This window comes from Vibrio hepatarius (genome assembly GCF_011806575.1).
Lineage (GTDB): Bacteria > Pseudomonadota > Gammaproteobacteria > Enterobacterales > Vibrionaceae > Vibrio > Vibrio hepatarius_A.
This window is the reverse complement of record NZ_JAATOO010000024.1, coordinates 1-17991: the sequence shown is the minus strand read 5'-3', so window position 1 is coordinate 17991 and position 17991 is coordinate 1. Positions and strand designations below refer to the sequence as shown.

Genomic DNA, 17991 nt, shown 5'->3' with positions numbered 1-17991 from the left:
CTGTTGTTATCACGATTAGGCCACCATAACTAGTAACTCATGGAGAGTTCGATTCTAGTCAAGGAGATTACTATGATCACTCATATCAGTCCGGCTGGTAGTATGGATCTTCTCTCTCAACTTGAAGTTGAGCGCCTTAAGAAAACCGCCTCCAGTGATCTGTACCAACTCTACCGTAACTGTACCCTTGCGGTGCTGAACTCTGGTAGTCACACAGACAACTCCAAAGAACTTTTAGACAAATATAAGTCTTTTGATGTAAACGTCGTCCGTCGTGAGCGCGGGATCAAGCTTGAACTGACTAACGCGCCAGAGCACGCCTTTGTTGACGGGCACATTATCAAAGGTATTCAGGAGCACTTGTTCTCGGTGCTACGCGACATTGTTTACGTCAATATGCACTTGGCGGACAACCAGCGTCTGAACCTGACCAACGCCAGCCATATCACCAACTTGGTGTTTGGTATTTTGCGTAACGCAGGCGCACTAACGCCAGGGATCGAACCTAACCTCGTGGTTTGTTGGGGCGGGCACTCGATCAACCCAACCGAATATCAATACACACGTGAAGTTGGCCATGAACTGGGCTTGCGTGAGCTGAACATCTGTACCGGTTGTGGTCCGGGTGCGATGGAAGGACCAATGAAAGGTGCAGCGATCGGTCACGCAAAACAGCGTTACTATGACCAACGCTACCTTGGCCTGACTGAACCGTCAATTATCGCGGCTGAGCCACCAAACCCGATCGTCAATGAACTGATCATCATGCCAGATATCGAAAAACGTCTTGAAGCATTTGTTCGTATGGCGCATGGCATTGTGATCTTCCCAGGCGGCGCAGGCACAGCCGAAGAGTTGCTGTATATCTTGGGCATTATGATGCACCCAGAAAACGCCAACCAACCCCTGCCAATCGTACTCACAGGTCCAAAAGAAAGTGAAGAATATTTCCGCTCAATAGACCAATTTGTTGGTGATACATTGGGTGAAGCAGCGCAGCAACACTATGAAATAGTAATTGACGATCCGGCTCGCGTCGCCAGAATCATGAAGCGCGGTATGGAAGACGTACGTCAACACCGTAAAGATACAGGCGACGCATATAGCTTCAACTGGTTATTGAAAATCGAACCTGAGTTCCAGTTGCCGTTTGAGCCAACACACGAAAACATGGCGAGCCTAGACTTGCACCTTAACCAACGCCCAGAAAACTTAGCCGCAGCATTGCGCCAAGCATTTTCCGGCATTGTGGCGGGTAACGTCAAAGCCGAAGGCATCCATGAGATTGAAAAATATGGCCCATTTACCTTAGACGGCGACCTGAGCCTAATGAAGAAAATGGACAAGCTTCTGCGCGACTTTGTCGAACAAGACCGCATGAAGCTACCTGGTGGCACAGCTTACGAGCCGTGTTATCGAATCAAGACCGGTGACTAACCACCTACAGTGTTCGATGTATTCATCTGACCATTTCCCCCACATTCATGTGGGGGAAGTCTAAAATTCTAGAAAACAACTTTGATTATAATTGTTTGATAGCTAGTAACTTTACCATCATGTCTAGAAAGTCTTATTTTTATCATATTGATTTAGACTTTTCTCTCAATCAACATCAATAAAACATATGTGATTAGGTTAGAAGCCAAATTATAACGAGGGGTTATTGAACTTAATTTAGAGCAATACGTCTACTTTGAAACGAAACATAAAAAAACCCAATAAAAAATAACGAAGAAAATTCAAATTTAGTATCAATTTAAAACAAGAACAACAAAAAACAAAGTACTTAATAACAAGGATCGTTAAATATATAGATCTAATTCTTATTTTTAATTAATCGATATAGGATATTTCCCATTTGTTTCTATAAGTTTTTTACTTAACAAATATTGAAAACACCAAATAATTGTTATTCATATAACAATCACTAACAACTAACATAACTCGAAATAGTTAACGATAGTCTTGAGATTTATATGAATACTACAAAAATAATTTCATCGATATTTACGATATTATACCTAATGCCTTCGGCTTATGCAGAAACTGGCAATAATGAAACGTTACAAGATATGTCTGACCCGCTTGCTGTTTACACACAAGCGGGCTTTGGTATTACGGACAAAGGCGCAAACATCAAAATCGGTCAAACTTACCAATCTAGCCAGCCTGGTACGATGGCGATGAATATCATCGAAATGAAAGGCATTGGTGGTGAGCTATTTGGCATCCGCGACAATGACGAACCAATGTATGCCAATGTTGATGACAGCATTGACTCTTTCCGACTACGTAACTTCCAAGTAGAAGTCGCAAAAGGTCTAGGTCGTCAATTGGATGTAAACTACGACGTCGATAGCGACAAATTAGACGCATCTTACAGCTTTATTCAAGCCCTACCTAAGCTTGGGATGCTACAACTATTTCCTTTAGCTGGTGCGGGTGTCACTATTGCTAATGATTTTAGTGGTGATGATAAAGGTTATGAAATTCCAGGTTCTTTCACCGTTGTTGGTATGTACTCAAAAATTGAATTAACCGATAAAATCTGGATTAACTATAATCCAATGTATATGCATACATTATCAGGCTCTAGCGAATATAAAGATACTTATTACGCTGGTGAAGATAATATCTTAACTCATGAATTTGCATTGTCTTATCAAATTAATCCTCGTGCAAATATTCGTTACTTTGCAAACTGGAATGAACAAGTTAATTTTGGTGATGGTGATCACCGTATCGAATTTAACTATCAATTCTAACTCCCTCGTTTGTTTCCAGAATAGAAAGTGTGTTTATCCATATATTTAAATATTGAGGATAGGGCACTTTCTACATAAAGTAGGTTTATCATGAAAGCCAAATATAAATTTGTGTTGGTATCTTTTGCTATATCTTCTGCATTACTATCGGGATGTAAAACTGGCGATATCGCAACGAAAACTGCCCAAGCTCCTTCTGTTGAAACCGTTACCTTAACCGAAACAAAAATCACTCCTTACCATACTTTTATCGGTCGAACTGAAGCGGTAAATGACGTTGATATAATGCCTCGGGTCGGTGGCGAATTAACGGCGATTCATTTTAAAGATGGCGATATGGTAGAAAAAGGCCAATTGCTGTTTGAAATCGACGACCGTCCTTACAAAGCGGCGCTAGCATATGCAGAAGCGTCTTTGCAAAAAGCAAAAGCGCAACTCGTTCAAACCACACGTGATGCAGAGCGTGTTAAGAAACTTATTAAAGATAAAAGCATCAGTGAGCAGCAATACGATGACGCCATTGCAGCACACGCCGCAGCGATTGCTTCGGTAGAAGAGGCGAAAGCGACACTGGTTTCATCAAGGTTGGATCTTGAATTTAGCTCAGTGCGTGCTCCTTTCTCTGGCCGCGTTGGTTTCAGTAACTTCCGCGTTGGCGACCGCATCTCGAAAATCCAACTCGTTCCTCTGGTTTCTATTACTCAAATCGACCCAATTCGCTTCGGCTTCGATGTGGATGAAAAGCTCTATCGACGCGTAAGAAGTGCGATCGACGTGGCTCATCGCAACGATGACAAACTGGACTTAGACATAACCTTGACGCTCTCTGACGGTTCAACTTACCCATTTGGTGGCGAAATTTATGCCGTTGGTAACAAGATCGATTTAGAAACCGGCTCAATCCGTGCTGAAGCACAATTCGGCAACCCAACATACGCGCTTATGCCGGGTGAATACGGCAACTTAACCATCAAACTGCGCAACAAAACGGTCGACGGTTTGCTTATTCCATCAGCGGCGGTTCAACAAGACCAAGCGGGTGACTACGTCATGGTAGTTGGTGATGATCACGTTGTCTCTCGTCGTAACGTTGAGCTAGGTCAGACTTACGGTGTGGAACGCGCAGTGCTGGCTGGCTTGGCGGCTAACGACAAAGTCATCGTGAATGGTCTACAAAAAGTGCGTCCGGGTGCAACGGTGAAAGACGTTGAACAACAGAGTGAACAAAGCTGAGTGAGTACTTATGTTAAGTAAATTTTTCATTCACCGGCCGAAGTTTGCTTTGGTGATCTCATTGGCGATGACATTGATGGGTATGATCGCCCTGAAAGTCTTGCCAATTTCTGAGTATCCTCAAATCTCTCCAACGGTAATTACAGTGAGCACCATGTATCCGGGTGCCAACGCGGACGTGGTTAAAAAGACGGTCGCACAACCGATAGAGGCCAAAGTAAACGGCGTTGAAGACATGATATATATGTCTTCTGTGATTGGTAACGATGGTTCATACACACTGCGCGTCTACTTCCGAGTGGGCGCAGATGGCGATATGGCGCAGGTTCGCGTAAACAACTTGGTTGCACAGGCAACGTCCTCTCTTCCACAAGAAGTAAACCAAATCGGCGTAACGGTTAAGAAGAAATCTTCCGACATGTTAGGCGTTATCACGCTGCGCTCTCCTAAACAGTCTTACGACAGCATCTACCTCTCTAACTACGCGGATCTCAACATTGTTGAACGTCTAAAGCGTATTGAAGGTATGAGTGACATTACGCTGCTCGGTAAGAAAGACTACTCAATGCGTATTTGGTTGAACCCTAATAAATTGGCGACCTTGAAGCTCTCTGCCAGTGATGTTGTCGGCGCGATTAAAACGCAAAACATCCAGGTGGCGGCGGGTAAGATCGGTGGTATGCCAGCACCGGGTGACCAGCAATATCAATACGTTCTGCAAACCAAAGGCCGACTTGCTTCTGCTGATGAGTTCGAGAACATCATCATCCGTGCGAGCAAGAAAGGTTCTTTGATTCGCTTGAAAGATGTGGCTCGCGTGGAAGTTGGTGCGCAAGGTTATGAAGCTGATGGTCGTATGAATAACGCACCCGCTGCCGTTTTAGCCTTGTATCAGTTGCCGACAGCAAACGCGCTTGACGTGATGGAACGCGTGAAAGAGGCCATGAAAGAGTACCAGAAATCGTTCCCAGACGATTTGGTCTACGACATCGCGTATGACTCGACCGAATACGTAGAAACATCGATTGATGAAGTGTACGAGACACTGGTGATTGCGGTACTTCTTGTAAGCTTCGTTGTGTACGTTTTCTTGCAAAACTGGCGTGCGACCATCATTCCAACCTTGGCGATACCGGTTTCCATCATTGCGACGTTCGCAATCATGGGCGTTATGGGTATGACCATTAACACCATCTCGCTGTTTGGTTTGATCCTCGCCATCGGTATTGTGGTGGACGATGCGATCATCGTGGTGGAGAACGTGGAGCGGGTTATCGATGAAGAGCACTTAGAGCCGATCCCAGCCACGATCCAAGCAATGAAAGAAGTGACGGGGCCTGTATTGGCAACGACGCTGATCTTGTTGGCGGTATTCGTACCAGTTGCACTCTTGCCGGGTATTTCGGGTCGAATGTTTAACCAGTTCGCGGTCACCATCTGTGTATCGGTACTGATCTCAGCGATTAACGCTTTGACGTTAACCCCTGCCCTTTGTGCGTTGATGTTGAAATCAACCCACTCGCAACCTATTGCGCCTTTGCGTGCGTTTAACCGAGGTTTTGAAGCGATCACGCGTAAATACCAAGGTTTAGTCGGCTTCTTGAGCCGTCGCATTGTACTGAGTATAGGGGTGTATGGCGCGCTTATCGCGGTGCTCGCGTTTGCGTTCATGACCGTACCTTCTTCTTTCGTACCAAACGAAGATAAAGGCGTGTTCATGGTCGAAATGCGCTTACCAGACGCAGCGGCGTTGCAGCGTACCGCGCCATTAATGGAGAAGTACGTTGATGAGCTAAAACAGATGGAAGGTGTGGAGAACGTGGTTTCAGTCGCGGGCTTCTCGGTTATCAATATGGCGGCGATTCCAAACTCAGGCATGTTGATCATCAAACTGGATAACTGGAGCAAACGTAAAGACCCTGAGCTGCACCAACGTGTGTTGATGAACAAAGTCAACCAAATGCTTAACTCAACACCAGAAGCTGCCTCATTCGTCTTCGCGACGCCAGCGATCAAAGGTATGGGGGCTGTGGATGGTTTCAATTTGGTACTGCAAGACAACTTGGGCCGATCTCCACAAGAGTTAGCAAAAACAACCGCCGACTTTGTTGCTCAAATCAACCAACTGCCTGAAGTGGCGCGTGCGTTTTCGATTTTCCGTGCGAACATTCCGCAACGTTACATCGATATTGACCGCGATAAAGCGATTTCAATGGGCGTACCGTTGAACGAAATCTTCAGCACCCTACAAGCACAATTGGGTGGTGCGTACATTTCTGACTTCAACTTGTTTGGCCGTTCGTACCAAGTGAAAGTGCAAGCGGAAGAGCAATATCGCGACAACATCGACGACATCAGCCACCTCTATGTTCGCTCAAACAGTGGAAAAATGGTGTCACTGGCGACCTTAGTCAAAGTAGAACCGATCTTCGGCCCAGATACCTTGTCAAACTACAACATGTTCAGCTCTGCAACCGTGAACGGTGCGCCAGCACCAGGTTACAGCTCGGGTGATGTCGTAAAAGCGATTGAAAAACTGGCTGCGGAATCTTTGCCAAGTGGTTACTCATATGAGTGGTCAGGCATGACTTACCAAGAGATGAAAGCAGGCAATATGGCGCCAATCGCGTTTGCATTGTCTTTGCTGTTCACCTACTTGTTCTTGGTGGCTCAGTACGAAAGTTGGACCATTCCGGCTGCGGTAATGATGGCGGTTCCTGTCGCGATTCTTGGCGCAATGAGCACGCTACTGCTGATGGGACAACCGTTCGACTTATACGTGCAGATCGGTGTGGTCATCTTGATTGGTATGTCCGCTAAAGTGGCAATCCTTATCGTGGAATTTGCCAAAGTTCTGCGAGAAGAGAAAGGCTTATCCATCATAGATGCTGCCAAAGAAGCGGCTCGTATCCGTTTCCGAGCGGTTCAGATGACTGCGTTTGCGTTCATTTGGGGTGTATTCCCGCTGGTTATTGCATCGGGCGCCGGTGCGGAATCTCGCCATTCGCTGGGTTTTGCGGTGTTCGGCGGCATGATTCTCTCTACATTCGTAGGCACGCTACTGACGCCAGTGTTCTTCGTAATGATGCAATCTCTGCGCGAGAAGTTTAAGCGAAAGAACCCCTCTGAACCTGAAGTGAGCGAGCAATAACGCTGATTTCAACAGACCGACTCCAAAATATCCCATGCTGTGTACGTGTGGCCAATGCCTTTCATAGCTATACAACCACTGTCGCAGCGTGGGTTCCCTAGACAACAATAGGTTTTAGTATGAAAAATCTTTCAAAAATCGTCGTAGCGAGTTCTCTACTGACGTGTGCTGCTGCGCAAGCGGGTGGGTTATACCTGTACGAAACCACTACATCAGATATCGGTTTAGCATCCGCTGGTATGGCCGCACGTGCTCAAGATGCTTCCGTTTTAGCGGCTAATCCAGCTGGGCTTGCTAATGTGGCAGGAAAATCTTTCACCGGTAACTTAATCAGCCTGTATGGTGATGCTCAACTAGATACTCGTTCTGGTGACGCTGGTAATGTGATCGGTTATGTGCCAATGGGGTCAGCATTTTATAGCCAGCAAGTGAATGACAAATGGACACTAGGTGTCGGTCTCTACGGGAACTATGGCCTCGGACTTGGTTATGAAGGTTTAGTCGATAAGCCCGTTGCCCAAGTTGACGTTCCTAGTGCAATTACTCAGGCAGTCACTATTCAGCCCTCTGCCTCTTATCGCATCAATGATCAATGGTCGGTCGGTGCGGCACTAGGTCTTCAGTATGCCAAGTATAAAGTTGAAGCCAACGCGAGCTTGCAAAATGGCAATTATTCGCTAACTGGCTCCGATGAAGACGTTCAAGTTAACGGACGTGTTGGCGTTTTATATCAACTCGACCCAACGACACGCCTAGGGTTATCTTACTTAAGTGAAACGGAATTTGAGTTCGACAATTCAAATTCCATTGCACCTCAACAAGTGATATTCAGTGTGTATCAAGAGCTCACTGACAAGCTCGCATTAATGAGCAATATCAACTGGCAGGACTGGAGTGAGTACCAAACGACAATGAACGTCGAGACTAAAGATACTTACCAAGTCGCGTTGGGTACTCAATACAAATTGAACGACAAAATGGTGTGGAATGCTGGTTTTGCGTTTGATTCCAGTATGTACGAAAGTCAACATAATGGTGATTTAACGGTGCCTACTGGTAACGCATATCGAATCGGCACTGGTTTTGATTATACCATAGATCCAACCAGTTCAATTAGCCTCGCATTTGAAGCTGTGTTGATAGAGTCTTCAGAAACATCTTCAGAAACAATTGTAAATACTCAGTTTGATGATCCAGCACTTTACTTCTTGAGCTTGGGTTACAACTGGAAGAATTCGTAGAGTCATAACCAGTATTGAAATTGCTTCCTAGCCAGAAGCGTATTCAGAGCTAAGTTGCGAATCAGAGGTGTGACTAGCCGCTGGTAATCTAAAACTCATCCGATACAATAAGGGCTTAATTGCCCTTATTTTTTTACTGCTATGTCTATTCATCTTGTTATTATCGACGCTCTCAATCTTATTCGCCGCGTGCATTCTGCTCAGCCCGATCCCAACGATATAGCAAGAACCATCACTACCACAACACGTACACTGAACAAGATCATTAAAGAGTCTCAACCGACACATATCATCGCGGTATTTGACCACCACCTGCAAGACCGTGGTTGGCGCGCAGATATTCTTCCTGAATACAAACAAAACCGAAAACCCATGCCAGAACCTCTAATGAAAGGTCTGGAGTCGATTCAGGATGCATGGTGGAATTTGGGCATTGATTCACTGCTGTCGGAAGGTGATGAAGCGGATGATTTGGTCGCGACCTTAGCGGTAAAAGTGGCAGAGCATAACGAGAAAGTGACGATTATCTCGACTGACAAAGGTTATTGTCAGTTGCTTTCTCCGACGCTGCAAATCCGCGACTATTTTCAGCATCGATGGTTAGACGAACCGTTTATCGAAAAAGAGTTTGGCGTCAAACCCAAACAGTTAGCCGATTATTGGGGCTTAGCCGGGGTGAGTTCAAGTCAAGTACCTGGTGTCGTTGGAATAGGTCCAAAAGCGGCCAAAGAGATTCTCACTCAGTTCAGCGATATTGAACAGGCGTATGCCAGCGAAGAGCTGCCTGCTAAATACCGTAAAAAGCTCGATGAACACATTGAAGCTGCACGTAAGTCAAAGCAAGTATCTGCACTAAAAACCGATATCGAATTGGGTTTTAACCTTCAAGATTTACGTTACAACGGACCCAACGAAGATTAGATGTTGCCAACGTTGACACATTAAAAAAGGCTCTGATATCAGAGCCTTTTTTTCGTATCGACAGGCGATTAATGCGGGGAGATGTTCGACAAACACTGGATGTGTACCGTGATCTCTTCACGGTCATGGTATAGGTGCTTAGCTTGCAATCTGTACTTCACACCGTGCTCTTTAAGGAAGATCTTCAAGTTTTCGATATCTTCCAGCACTTCGTCATAACGACCTTTCATCGGCAGTTTTAAGTTGAAAATGGCTTCTTTCGCCCAACCGCTGATGATCCACTCACCCATCAGTTGCGCGACGCGAGATGGTTTCTCCACCATGTCACAAATAAGCCAAGTCACGTTCTTACGCGCAGGCTCAAACTTAAAACCGTCTTCTTGGTGGTGCTTAACCTGACCAGTTTCCATCAAGCTGTCTGCCATCATGCCGTTATCAACCGCATGAACAAACATTGAGCGTTTCACCAATTGGTAAGTCCAGCCACCTGGACACGCACCTAAATCAACACCCCACATACCTGGTGCTAGGCGCTCATCCCATTCGTCACGCGGGATGAAAACGTGGAAGGCTTCTTCCAGTTTCAGCGTTGAACGACTCGGCGCATCTGCTGGGAACTTCAGACGTGGAATGCCCATAAAGAACTGCGAGTTATTTGACGGCAGCGAGTAGCCGACAAAGCAATGTCCCGGCGCAACAAAACAGATGTGCAATACCGGTTTTTTCGGGCTGTCTTTTGGAAATAAAATGCCTTTACCACGCAATGCTTGGCGCATCGGCACTGTAAACTTACGGCAGAACTTAAGCAGTTCTTTCGCTTCGTTGGTATCTGGCGTTTCGATACGAATATCACCGCAACGAGGCATACTTTCAACGTCGCTCAATTGGTCAAGAATTGGCGAAATTCGGTCTTCACGCGGCAGTTCTTGGATTTCAGTCGCAACAGCAAACATCTGACGAGCGAAAATCAATGACTTAAAATCGAGTCCTTTTACCAACTTCTCAGCGTCGCCGTCTTGGTAACATTCAAATAGGACATAGCCCGTGTTGTTTTTCAGGCGAGGGAAACCGAACACTTCAAGTTGCGTCGCGCGGTCTTGAATTTCTCCTGCACATTCTTTCTCAAAACCTGAACGGCAGTAGAGCATTACCTGTTTCACTGATTCACCTCTTTATTATGTAGCGCTGCGAAAACGAACAGTCCCCAACCTAGCATAAAAGTTACACCACCAAACGGGGTAATTGGGCCAAACCATTTAATGCCCGTTAATGCCAATGCGTAAAGACTGCCGCTAAAACAAAAGATGCCGATGATAAAGCAAATCGCAGCGAGGGCGAAATATTTTTGTGATTTCTCGGTCAAAGAAGAGCGAATTAATACTCCGCACAACAAAATAGCCAGTGCATGAATGAATTGATACTGAACACCTGTATTGAACACTTCAATCAAATATGGCGATAACACCTTCTTCAACCCATGTGCGGCAAAAGCGCCCAGTGCAACACCAATACCTGCTAACACACCGCCAAACGCGACCAGTTGATTACTTTTCACCATATACCTCAAAAATAAATTTCGCTAAACATTGTACCGCCAAGTCAATATTGCCCTGCTCAGTATGACCCGATTTTTTGCGTGGCTTAAAGCTGTGGTCACCGTCTGGCAAAAACTCAACTTGTACACTTGATGACAGAGCAAAGTCGCTAAACTCTTCCTTTTTGCCAAAGGTATCTCGCTCACCTTGTATAATCAGCAGCGGTTTTGCCACAGAAGCCAAGTGCTCGCCTTTATAATTCTCTGGCTTGCCCGGCGGATGGAATGGATACCCCAGACAAGCGACCGCGGCAACATTTTCGTCGTCAGCCAGTAGACTGGCCATTCGCCCCCCCATGGATTTGCCACCGATCACCACGCTACGCTGTTGCGCGAACTCAGCAATCACTTGTTGATAAGCTTCCAGCAGCTTTGGCGCTCTGTCTGGCGGACGTCTCTTACCATCTTCCGCGCGTTTGTCCATGTACGGAAAATTAAAGCGTATCACCTGAATTCCTTGCTTGGCTAACCCTTGCGCGACAGCAGACATGAAATCATGGTCCATTCCTGCGCCCGCACCATGAGCAAAAATAAAAATCGGCGCGCCCTGCTCACCATCCCTCAGGTAATTAGTCATCTAACAAATCCTCCTGCTCACTTTGTGCTTTCGCTAGCATCCAGTCGCGGAAAGTAGCGATACGCCCCATGTCAGCTTGCTTCTCATGGCAAACTACATAAAACGCATTTTTGGTGACCAACACTTCATCGAATGGCGCGATCAAACGCCCCGCTTCTAACTCAGGTTGTGCCAATACGTTGTTACCCAGAGCGACGCCTTGTCCATGCGCTGCGGCTTGAAGAACCATCGTCGAGTGACTAAAAATAGGACCATGGTTCACATTGACCCCTTCAATACCGTTCTGCTTAGCAAATTGTTTCCAATCTTTACGAGATGTATCGTGTAGCAACGTATGCTTGCTTAAATCACTTAGTGTTTCTAATGGTTTGTTACCTAAAAGTAGCGATGGTGAACAAAGTGGGATCAAGAATTCTTGATATAGTTTATCGGCACGAAGCCCCGGCCAATTGCCTCGCCCATAATAAATCGCCACATCGACATCGTCCGTCAAAGATCCCTCGTCCATGTCCACGGCTTTGATGCGAACGTCGATATCTGGCTCTTGTTGGTTAAAGTCTGCCAAACGTGGCACTAGCCACTGAATAGCAAAACTTGGCGGCAAACTGATAGTTAATGCACCTTTTTCACTGCGTTCAAGAACTTTATCAGTAGCTTCTGCTAGTGAAGTGAAAATATCTTTAATGTCTAAGAAATAACTCTGACCTTCTTCGGTAAGAAGTAGAGAGCGATTTCTTCTGCGAAAAAGCTTTAAGCCGAGGAATTCTTCTAACGCTTTAATCTGATGACTCACCGCTGCTTGAGTGACAAACAACTCTTCAGCTGCACGAGTAAAGCTCAAATGACGCGCTGCGGCCTCAAACACCTTTAATGAGTTTAACGGAGGCAATCTTCTGGACATGGCACCCTTCTTTATATGGGATTAGTTTTTTTAATCTGAAACATTATAAAATGTCCATTGCCTGACGACCAGAGAAATTCTATATTTCCCCCCGCAGTAAAGAGCCTGAACGGCTTGATTCTTATGGAATCAATTGGCACTTTGCTGCGATGTTGTGTTTGCAAACTCGTATTTCGAGTTAGGTAGGATTTCTACCACCGTTTCGTACCAAGATGGAACGAAACATACTTCCTGTATTTATTTTGACCTGTCTGTCAAATTTTTTAGCACCGCCTAAATGGCGGTGTTTTTTTATGCCCTTTTTCCGCAGATACAAAAACGTCACTCCTTCTTAGCTGAAACACTATCAAGTAGTCACCGCAGCAAAGAGTGACGTTCAATAAACCGATTCGGTGCGCTGTTTGAGTGGGTTTTAGATAATGGCGGGCAATACCTCGACGCCAAGCACACCACTTATCCCCATTACCAAAACATAGACAGACGCGATATTGATATTACCTTTAGCTCATTCTCGTTTTTTGTGCGTCATCTTTTGGTCGATATCGCGGTCAAAAATGTTATTCACTACGCAACCTGAAGTAATCACCAGCCCTAAACTTGCTAACGTTGTAAGGAACAACATCAGACTCGCAGGCTCTGATTTTGCGGCGAGGAAGAAACTAACGCAACAGAACGATTCGAAAGCTCTCAGATCACAGTGTCCAGCTGGAAATAATTTTGCCCATCGCCGAATAACAGGCAATAAAAAAGCGCAAATTGATGGTCAATTTGCGCTTTAGATTCAACAGCTCTACCGTTTACGGACGGTACACTTTAACGTTGTTAAAGCCCTGCTCTTGCAGGTAAAGTGCCTGTAGGCGGCTCATTACACCACGGTCACAGTAAAGCAGGTAAGTTTTGTTTTGGTCCAAGTCACCAAACTGAGTGCCTAGCTTGTAGAAAGGAATGTGTTTCACATCCACGCCTTCAATTTCTAGCGGGTTGTCGTCTTCCTCTTCTGGGCTACGGATATCCAGCACGATCGCGTGCTCTTCAACCGCTTGAACTTGCTCAACTTCAGGTGCCGCTTGCTCTGTTTCTTTCGCGATATCACGAATATCCATCTGGCGAGCGTCACGCACGACTTGCTCTAGAATCTCGAAGTTAAACTTCTCTTCTTCTGCTTCCAGCTTCGCTTTTACTGCTTTTACTGTTGGCTTCTTAGAGATCACGCCACAGTATTCCGGCATGGTCTTAGCAAAGTCTTCGGTACCGATTTGGCGCGCCAGGTTAATGATGTCTTCTTTATCCCAGTTAATCAACGGGCGAAGAATCAGTGAATCGGTGACACCGTCAATATGACGTAGGTTGGTAAGCGTCTGGCTAGACACCTGACCTAGAGCTTCACCGGTCACAAGCGCTTGAATGCCAAATTTCTCGGCGATCATTCCCGCCGCGCGCATAAACATACGCTTAAGAACCACGCCCATTTGGCCGTCATCCACTTTCTCTAGGATTTCAGCCACAACAGGTTCGAAGTCTACAGAGATGAAGCGCACTTTTGCCGATGAACCGTATTTGTTCCATAGATAGTGAGAAACCTGCTTAACACCGATCTCGTGTGCAGGACCACCTAGGTTAAAGAAACAGTAGTGTACTTTTGAGCCACGTTTGATGTGCAGATAGCTTGATACACCTGAATCAAAACCACCAGAAATTAGGCTCAACACGTCTTCTTGTGTACCAAGAGGGAAGCCACCCAGACCTTTGTGACGAGCAATGACTTGGTTAAGCTTGTCGCCAGCCACTTCAACTTTAACCGTCACATCAGGGTTGTGCAGTTTGACACTTGCGCTTTCAACCGCTTGGTTCAGGCCACCACCAACGTAGCGTTCAAGTTCGATAGAGGTGAAGTCGTGCTTACCGCGACGCTTCGCACGTACCACAAAGGTTTTGCCTTCGATGTTGGCACGGTTCAACTCTAACACTTGCTCGAAGATGTTATGCAGATCAGTAAACTCTGATTGCTGAACTTCAAGTACGTGGTGGATACCCGGGGTGTGAGTCAGAACTTCAACCACTTCTTTGTAGTACTGAGAAGATTCTGATGTCACTTCAATATGGTCACGACGGTTAAACACCGCGACAGACTCAGTACGAGCCTTAATGATGTTGCGAATATTACACTCGAGAATCTTTGTGAAGCGCTTACGTACCGATTCACTTTTTACGAAGATTTCTGGATGGGGCTTAACGATAAATTTCATAATTCACTTCACAAGTTACAAGTTTCGCAAAACAGTTTCGCGTTGCAGTCGATCTTAATTCTGTCCATCTGGGAGCAAAATAGAGGCTACCCCGCTAAGGGCGCAAGATTATACATGATAGGCAGCTCATAAAAAAGACGAGCTTAACGCTCGTCTTTCAGTTTAGGGGGTATTTTGTAGTGCGGGCACTTCGTCACTGTAGATTGGCTCACCCTGCATAATGCTGATCTCTACGCGGCGGTTGCGCGCTCGCTGAGTTTCCGTCGTATTTGGCCCTAGAGGCTCAGTGTCGGCCATACCACGCACTCGCAAGCGCTCATGGTTAAAGCCCCGGACCTTTTCCATCTCCTGCGCTACCGAAACTGCGCGCTGAGCAGAAAGATCCCAATTTGAGCGATACAGTTCAGAGTCGAGACGCTGGTTATCGGTGTGACCAGATACGCGAATCACGCCCGGAACGTCTTTCACCAATTCGGCAATCTGACGCACCAATGGTCGGAACTTAGGCTGCAAGAAAGCCGACCCTTCAGGGAAAGCGCCCTTTTCACGGATTCGAATATCAATTTGCTGACCGAGGTTTTCCACCTCGATCGCGCCTTGCTCAATCTCACGTGCTAACGCTTTCATGATCGCTTCCATCAGCGTTTCCATCTCTTCAGACATCTCAGACTGTTGCTGTTGGCTGTCAGACTCAGAGTTTTGGTTGTTTTGCGTCGATGTATCTGGTGATTGTCCACCGGTGAGTTTGCCAGTATCACGCTGGTTACCCCCAGCACGGTCAGACTCACCTTCATGGAACTCGAGGGTTTGCTGAGTAACATCGATCGTCTGCTGCATGATGACATCAATCGGCGTCGGCTCAGGTCGACCCGGTCGAAACTCTTGCGCGATGATGCTAGTGCCTTTCGGAATGTCTTTAACTTCGAGTCGGTTTTGCACACCGAAGGCGAATTTCATTGAACCCGCAATCTGTTTAAATTTCAGTACGTCCATTTCCGAAAACGAAAGCAGCAGTACGAAGAAACACATCAGCAGTGACATCAAATCGGCAAATGTACCCATCCAGAGCGGCAGCCCCGGTGGTGGACATTTGCATTCGTTATCATCATCCATAACGGTTCCTTACTCGTTATCTACATCAAGACTACGCTTACCTTCATTGAGGTAGTTTTTCAGGTAGCTGTCGATAACGCGTGGGTTTTGCCCATCTTGGATAGCCAATACGCCATCCATAATCAAGCGACGGTTGAGTTTTTCCTGTTCACGACGTAGCGACAGCTTGTCCGCGATCGGGAAAAAAATCATGTTGGATAAAATCGCACCGTACAGTGTCGTCAAAAGGGCAACTGCCATCGCAGGACCGATCGCTTTTGGGTCATCCATGTTTGAAAGCATAGCAACCAGACCAACCAGCGTACCGATCATCCCCATCGCCGGAGCAACGTCACCAAACGCGCGGAATACGCTTGTACCAAACTCGTGTCGCTCGTCGGTCAGGGAAATATCTTTTTGCAGCGCGGCACGCACGACGTCAGCGTCATGACCATCAACCAGCAAGTCGATACCCTTTTGCATGAAATTGTTGGAGATCTCCATTTCTTCTAAAGCTAGGAAACCACCTTTACGCGCAGCGTCAGCCATTTCGACAACTTTAGCGATGAGGTCTTCTGGCTCGTCCACCTTAAACATGAAGGCCTTACCCGCGATTTTGGCGGCACCGAAGAACTGTCCGATAGTAAACTTCATCAACACAACGAAGGTTGAACCACCAACTACGATTAGAATAGACGTGACATCGACGAACATCATGATACTTCCGCCAAGTATCATTGCCATGATGACGAAAGCCAAACCGCCAATCAGTCCTATCAGCGTTGCTAAATCCACAAAGCACTCCTCATGCTATCTCTGAGCTTCTACCAAATTATATCGGCTGCATTTTCAGATCTTTAGTAATTTCTAGCTCCTAATATAGAGACTTGTTCCAACTAGTAAACCAGCAAGTCACTAAGTGTTGACCAATATCCGTGTTATCACAGTTCGAAGTCGATTTTTCTGACAAATTTACTCGGTTAAATTTGACCATTATTAGCCGCTAAGGTAACTTTCGTGCATCTTTATCAACGCAGATATATTATGGCGAGCAAGAAACCTGAAAATATGACCTTTGAGGCGACCATCCAAGAGCTCGATACAATCGTAGAAAGCCTTGAAAATGGTGACCTTGCACTGGACGATGCTTTGAAGAAATTCGAGCGCGGCATTGCACTGGCTCGTGCGGGTCAAGGTAAGCTGAATGATGCAGAACAACGCGTCAGTATTTTACTAAATAACGATGACGAAGCGCCGCTTAGTCAGTTTGATGCTCAGCCAGAATAATTGATTTAGAAGATATACCTATGCAAGAGGCTCTAACCTCATTCCAACAACGTAACAACGTTCAGTTAGAAGAATGGCTTAACCAACTTCCTCACCAAGAGCAACCTTTGATCGACGCAATGCGTTACGGTTTGCTGCTAGGAGGTAAGCGCGCACGACCGTTTCTGGTTTACATTACCGGACAAATGCTAGGGTGCGACGTTGAAGCGCTTGACGCTCCAGCCGCTGCAGTTGAGTGTATTCACGCCTACTCCCTTATCCACGATGATCTTCCGGCGATGGACGATGACGAGTTGCGTCGCGGCCAGCCTACTTGTCACATCAAGTTTGATGAAGCCACCGCGATTCTCACTGGCGATGCACTGCAAACTTTAGCGTTTACGATTCTGGCTGACGGTAAACTTGCGCCAGAAGCAGAAGCGAATCGCATTAAGATGGTCAGCACTTTGGCTCAAGCGTCTGGTGCTAGCGGAATGTGCATGGGGCAATCTCTCGATCTCTCTGCCGAAAATCGTTCAATTTCTCTCGCAGAATTAGAAGAAATTCACCGCCATAAAACCGGTGCATTGATGAAATGTGCGATCCGTCTTGGCGCGCTAGCTGCGGGTGAAAAAGGCGTTGAAGTGCTACCTTTACTCGACAAATACGCCGATGCGATCGGCTTAGCGTTTCAGGTTCAAGACGACATTCTTGATATCATCAGTGATACGGAAACTCTGGGCAAACCACAAGGTTCTGACCAAGAATTAAACAAAAGCACCTATCCCGCTCTCTTAGGGTTGGAAGGCGCTGTCAACAAAGCTCACACTCTGTTACATGAAGCACTTCAAGCATTGGAAGCTATCCCATACAATACAGAGTTACTCGAAGAGTTCGCCCGATATGTCATCGAGCGCAAGAACTAACACTATAAGCGCGCAAATATATGACTCTTGATATTTCAAAGTATCCGACACTGGCTCTGGCAAACACACCAGACGAAC

The 17991-nt window shown here is 46.2% G+C and carries 15 protein-coding genes and 1 pseudogene; 8 read left to right on the top strand and 8 right to left on the bottom strand.

All coding sequences use genetic code 11. From position 1 onward, the window contains the following. Positions 1-72 precede the first annotated feature (72 nt). From ppnN to xni, 6 genes are all read left to right on the top strand, one after another. A complete protein-coding gene (gene ppnN / locus HCZ42_RS17050) occupies positions 73-1437 on the top strand; it encodes a nucleotide 5'-monophosphate nucleosidase PpnN (RefSeq protein ID WP_167421979.1) in 1365 nt (454 codons plus the stop codon). A gap of 587 nt (positions 1438-2024) precedes the next feature. Further along, a complete protein-coding gene (locus HCZ42_RS17045) occupies positions 2025-2765 on the top strand; it encodes a hypothetical protein (RefSeq protein ID WP_439849004.1) in 741 nt (246 codons plus the stop codon). Positions 2766-2855: 90 nt separating this feature from the next. Then, positions 2856-3998, top strand: a complete 1143-nt coding sequence (gene vmeP, locus HCZ42_RS17040; protein WP_167421977.1) for an efflux RND transporter periplasmic adaptor subunit VmeP — start codon at positions 2856-2858, stop codon at positions 3996-3998. Between the two features lie 10 nt (positions 3999-4008). Further along, positions 4009-7149 (top strand): efflux RND transporter permease subunit VmeQ, encoded by a 3141-nt coding sequence (gene vmeQ, locus HCZ42_RS17035; protein ID WP_167421976.1) that lies wholly within the window; start codon positions 4009-4011, stop codon positions 7147-7149. Positions 7150-7268: 119 nt separating this feature from the next. Continuing rightward, positions 7269-8390: an OmpP1/FadL family transporter gene (locus HCZ42_RS17030; RefSeq protein WP_167421975.1), complete on the top strand. Its 1122-nt coding sequence runs from the start codon at positions 7269-7271 to the stop codon at positions 8388-8390. A 141-nt stretch (positions 8391-8531) separates the two neighbouring features. Beyond that, a complete protein-coding gene (xni, locus tag HCZ42_RS17025; RefSeq protein WP_167421974.1) occupies positions 8532-9311 on the top strand; it encodes a flap endonuclease Xni in 780 nt (259 codons plus the stop codon). 68 nt (positions 9312-9379) lie between these two features. On the opposite strand, the gene rlmM is transcribed toward xni, so the two are convergent. From rlmM to pomA, 8 genes and pseudogenes are all read right to left on the bottom strand, one after another. Beyond that, the gene (gene rlmM / locus HCZ42_RS17020) at positions 9380-10471 is read right to left on the bottom strand and encodes a 23S rRNA (cytidine(2498)-2'-O)-methyltransferase RlmM (RefSeq protein WP_167421973.1); all 1092 of its coding nucleotides are present in this window, start codon (positions 10469-10471) and stop codon (positions 9380-9382) included. Next, entirely contained in the window at positions 10468-10869 is a 402-nt protein-coding gene (locus HCZ42_RS17015) for a DUF423 domain-containing protein (RefSeq protein ID WP_175579544.1), read from the bottom strand. Before HCZ42_RS17015 ends, rlmM begins: the two co-directional genes overlap by 4 nt. After that, positions 10856-11482, bottom strand: coding sequence for an alpha/beta fold hydrolase (locus HCZ42_RS17010; RefSeq protein WP_167421972.1), 627 nt, complete (start codon positions 11480-11482; stop codon positions 10856-10858). Before HCZ42_RS17010 ends, HCZ42_RS17015 begins: the two co-directional genes overlap by 14 nt. After that, positions 11475-12383, bottom strand: a complete 909-nt coding sequence (locus HCZ42_RS17005) for a transcriptional regulator GcvA (RefSeq protein ID WP_053409528.1) — start codon at positions 12381-12383, stop codon at positions 11475-11477. The genes HCZ42_RS17010 and HCZ42_RS17005 overlap by 8 nt, the downstream gene beginning before the upstream one ends. A gap of 508 nt (positions 12384-12891) precedes the next feature. Continuing rightward, positions 12892-13074, bottom strand: a pseudogene (locus HCZ42_RS17000) (UbiA family prenyltransferase); the annotation flags it as partial. Between the two features lie 106 nt (positions 13075-13180). Next, positions 13181-14629 carry a tRNA uracil 4-sulfurtransferase ThiI gene (gene thiI, locus HCZ42_RS16995; protein ID WP_167421971.1) on the bottom strand — a complete coding sequence of 483 codons (1449 nt, stop codon included), beginning with the start codon at positions 14627-14629 and terminating at the stop codon, positions 13181-13183. A gap of 162 nt (positions 14630-14791) precedes the next feature. Beyond that, positions 14792-15742, bottom strand: a complete 951-nt coding sequence (locus HCZ42_RS16990) for a flagellar motor protein MotB (protein ID WP_167421970.1) — start codon at positions 15740-15742, stop codon at positions 14792-14794. A gap of 9 nt (positions 15743-15751) precedes the next feature. Further along, positions 15752-16516: a flagellar motor protein PomA gene (gene pomA, locus HCZ42_RS16985; protein ID WP_167421969.1), complete on the bottom strand. Its 765-nt coding sequence runs from the start codon at positions 16514-16516 to the stop codon at positions 15752-15754. Positions 16517-16765: 249 nt separating this feature from the next. Between pomA and xseB the strand changes: the two genes are divergently transcribed. Then, the gene (gene xseB / locus HCZ42_RS16980; protein WP_167421968.1) at positions 16766-17008 is read left to right on the top strand and encodes an exodeoxyribonuclease VII small subunit; all 243 of its coding nucleotides are present in this window, start codon (positions 16766-16768) and stop codon (positions 17006-17008) included. Positions 17009-17028: 20 nt separating this feature from the next. Beyond that, on the top strand, positions 17029-17913 hold the full coding sequence (gene ispA, locus HCZ42_RS16975; protein ID WP_167421967.1) for a (2E,6E)-farnesyl diphosphate synthase: 885 nt from the start codon (positions 17029-17031) through the stop codon (positions 17911-17913). Positions 17914-17991: the final 78 nt, after the last annotated feature.

Bases quoted from the DNA above. Each gene is read 5' to 3' on its own strand.
- HCZ42_RS16990 (WP_167421970.1), bottom strand. From the start codon at position 15,742: ATGGATGATGATAACGAATGCAAATGTCCACCACCGGGGCTGCCGCTC.
- ppnN (WP_167421979.1), top strand. From the start codon at position 73: ATGATCACTCATATCAGTCCGGCTGGTAGTATGGATCTTCTCTCTCAA.
- vmeP (WP_167421977.1), top strand. From the start codon at position 2,856: ATGAAAGCCAAATATAAATTTGTGTTGGTATCTTTTGCTATATCTTCT.
- HCZ42_RS17005 (WP_053409528.1), bottom strand. From the start codon at position 12,383: ATGTCCAGAAGATTGCCTCCGTTAAACTCATTAAAGGTGTTTGAGGCC.
- ispA (WP_167421967.1), top strand. From the start codon at position 17,029: ATGCAAGAGGCTCTAACCTCATTCCAACAACGTAACAACGTTCAGTTA.
- xseB (WP_167421968.1), top strand. From the start codon at position 16,766: ATGGCGAGCAAGAAACCTGAAAATATGACCTTTGAGGCGACCATCCAA.
- xni (WP_167421974.1), top strand. From the start codon at position 8,532: ATGTCTATTCATCTTGTTATTATCGACGCTCTCAATCTTATTCGCCGC.
- HCZ42_RS17045 (WP_439849004.1), top strand. From the start codon at position 2,025: ATGCCTTCGGCTTATGCAGAAACTGGCAATAATGAAACGTTACAAGAT.
- vmeQ (WP_167421976.1), top strand. From the start codon at position 4,009: ATGTTAAGTAAATTTTTCATTCACCGGCCGAAGTTTGCTTTGGTGATC.
- HCZ42_RS17015 (WP_175579544.1), bottom strand. From the start codon at position 10,869: ATGGTGAAAAGTAATCAACTGGTCGCGTTTGGCGGTGTGTTAGCAGGT.
- thiI (WP_167421971.1), bottom strand. From the start codon at position 14,629: ATGAAATTTATCGTTAAGCCCCATCCAGAAATCTTCGTAAAAAGTGAA.
- HCZ42_RS17030 (WP_167421975.1), top strand. From the start codon at position 7,269: ATGAAAAATCTTTCAAAAATCGTCGTAGCGAGTTCTCTACTGACGTGT.
- HCZ42_RS17010 (WP_167421972.1), bottom strand. From the start codon at position 11,482: ATGACTAATTACCTGAGGGATGGTGAGCAGGGCGCGCCGATTTTTATT.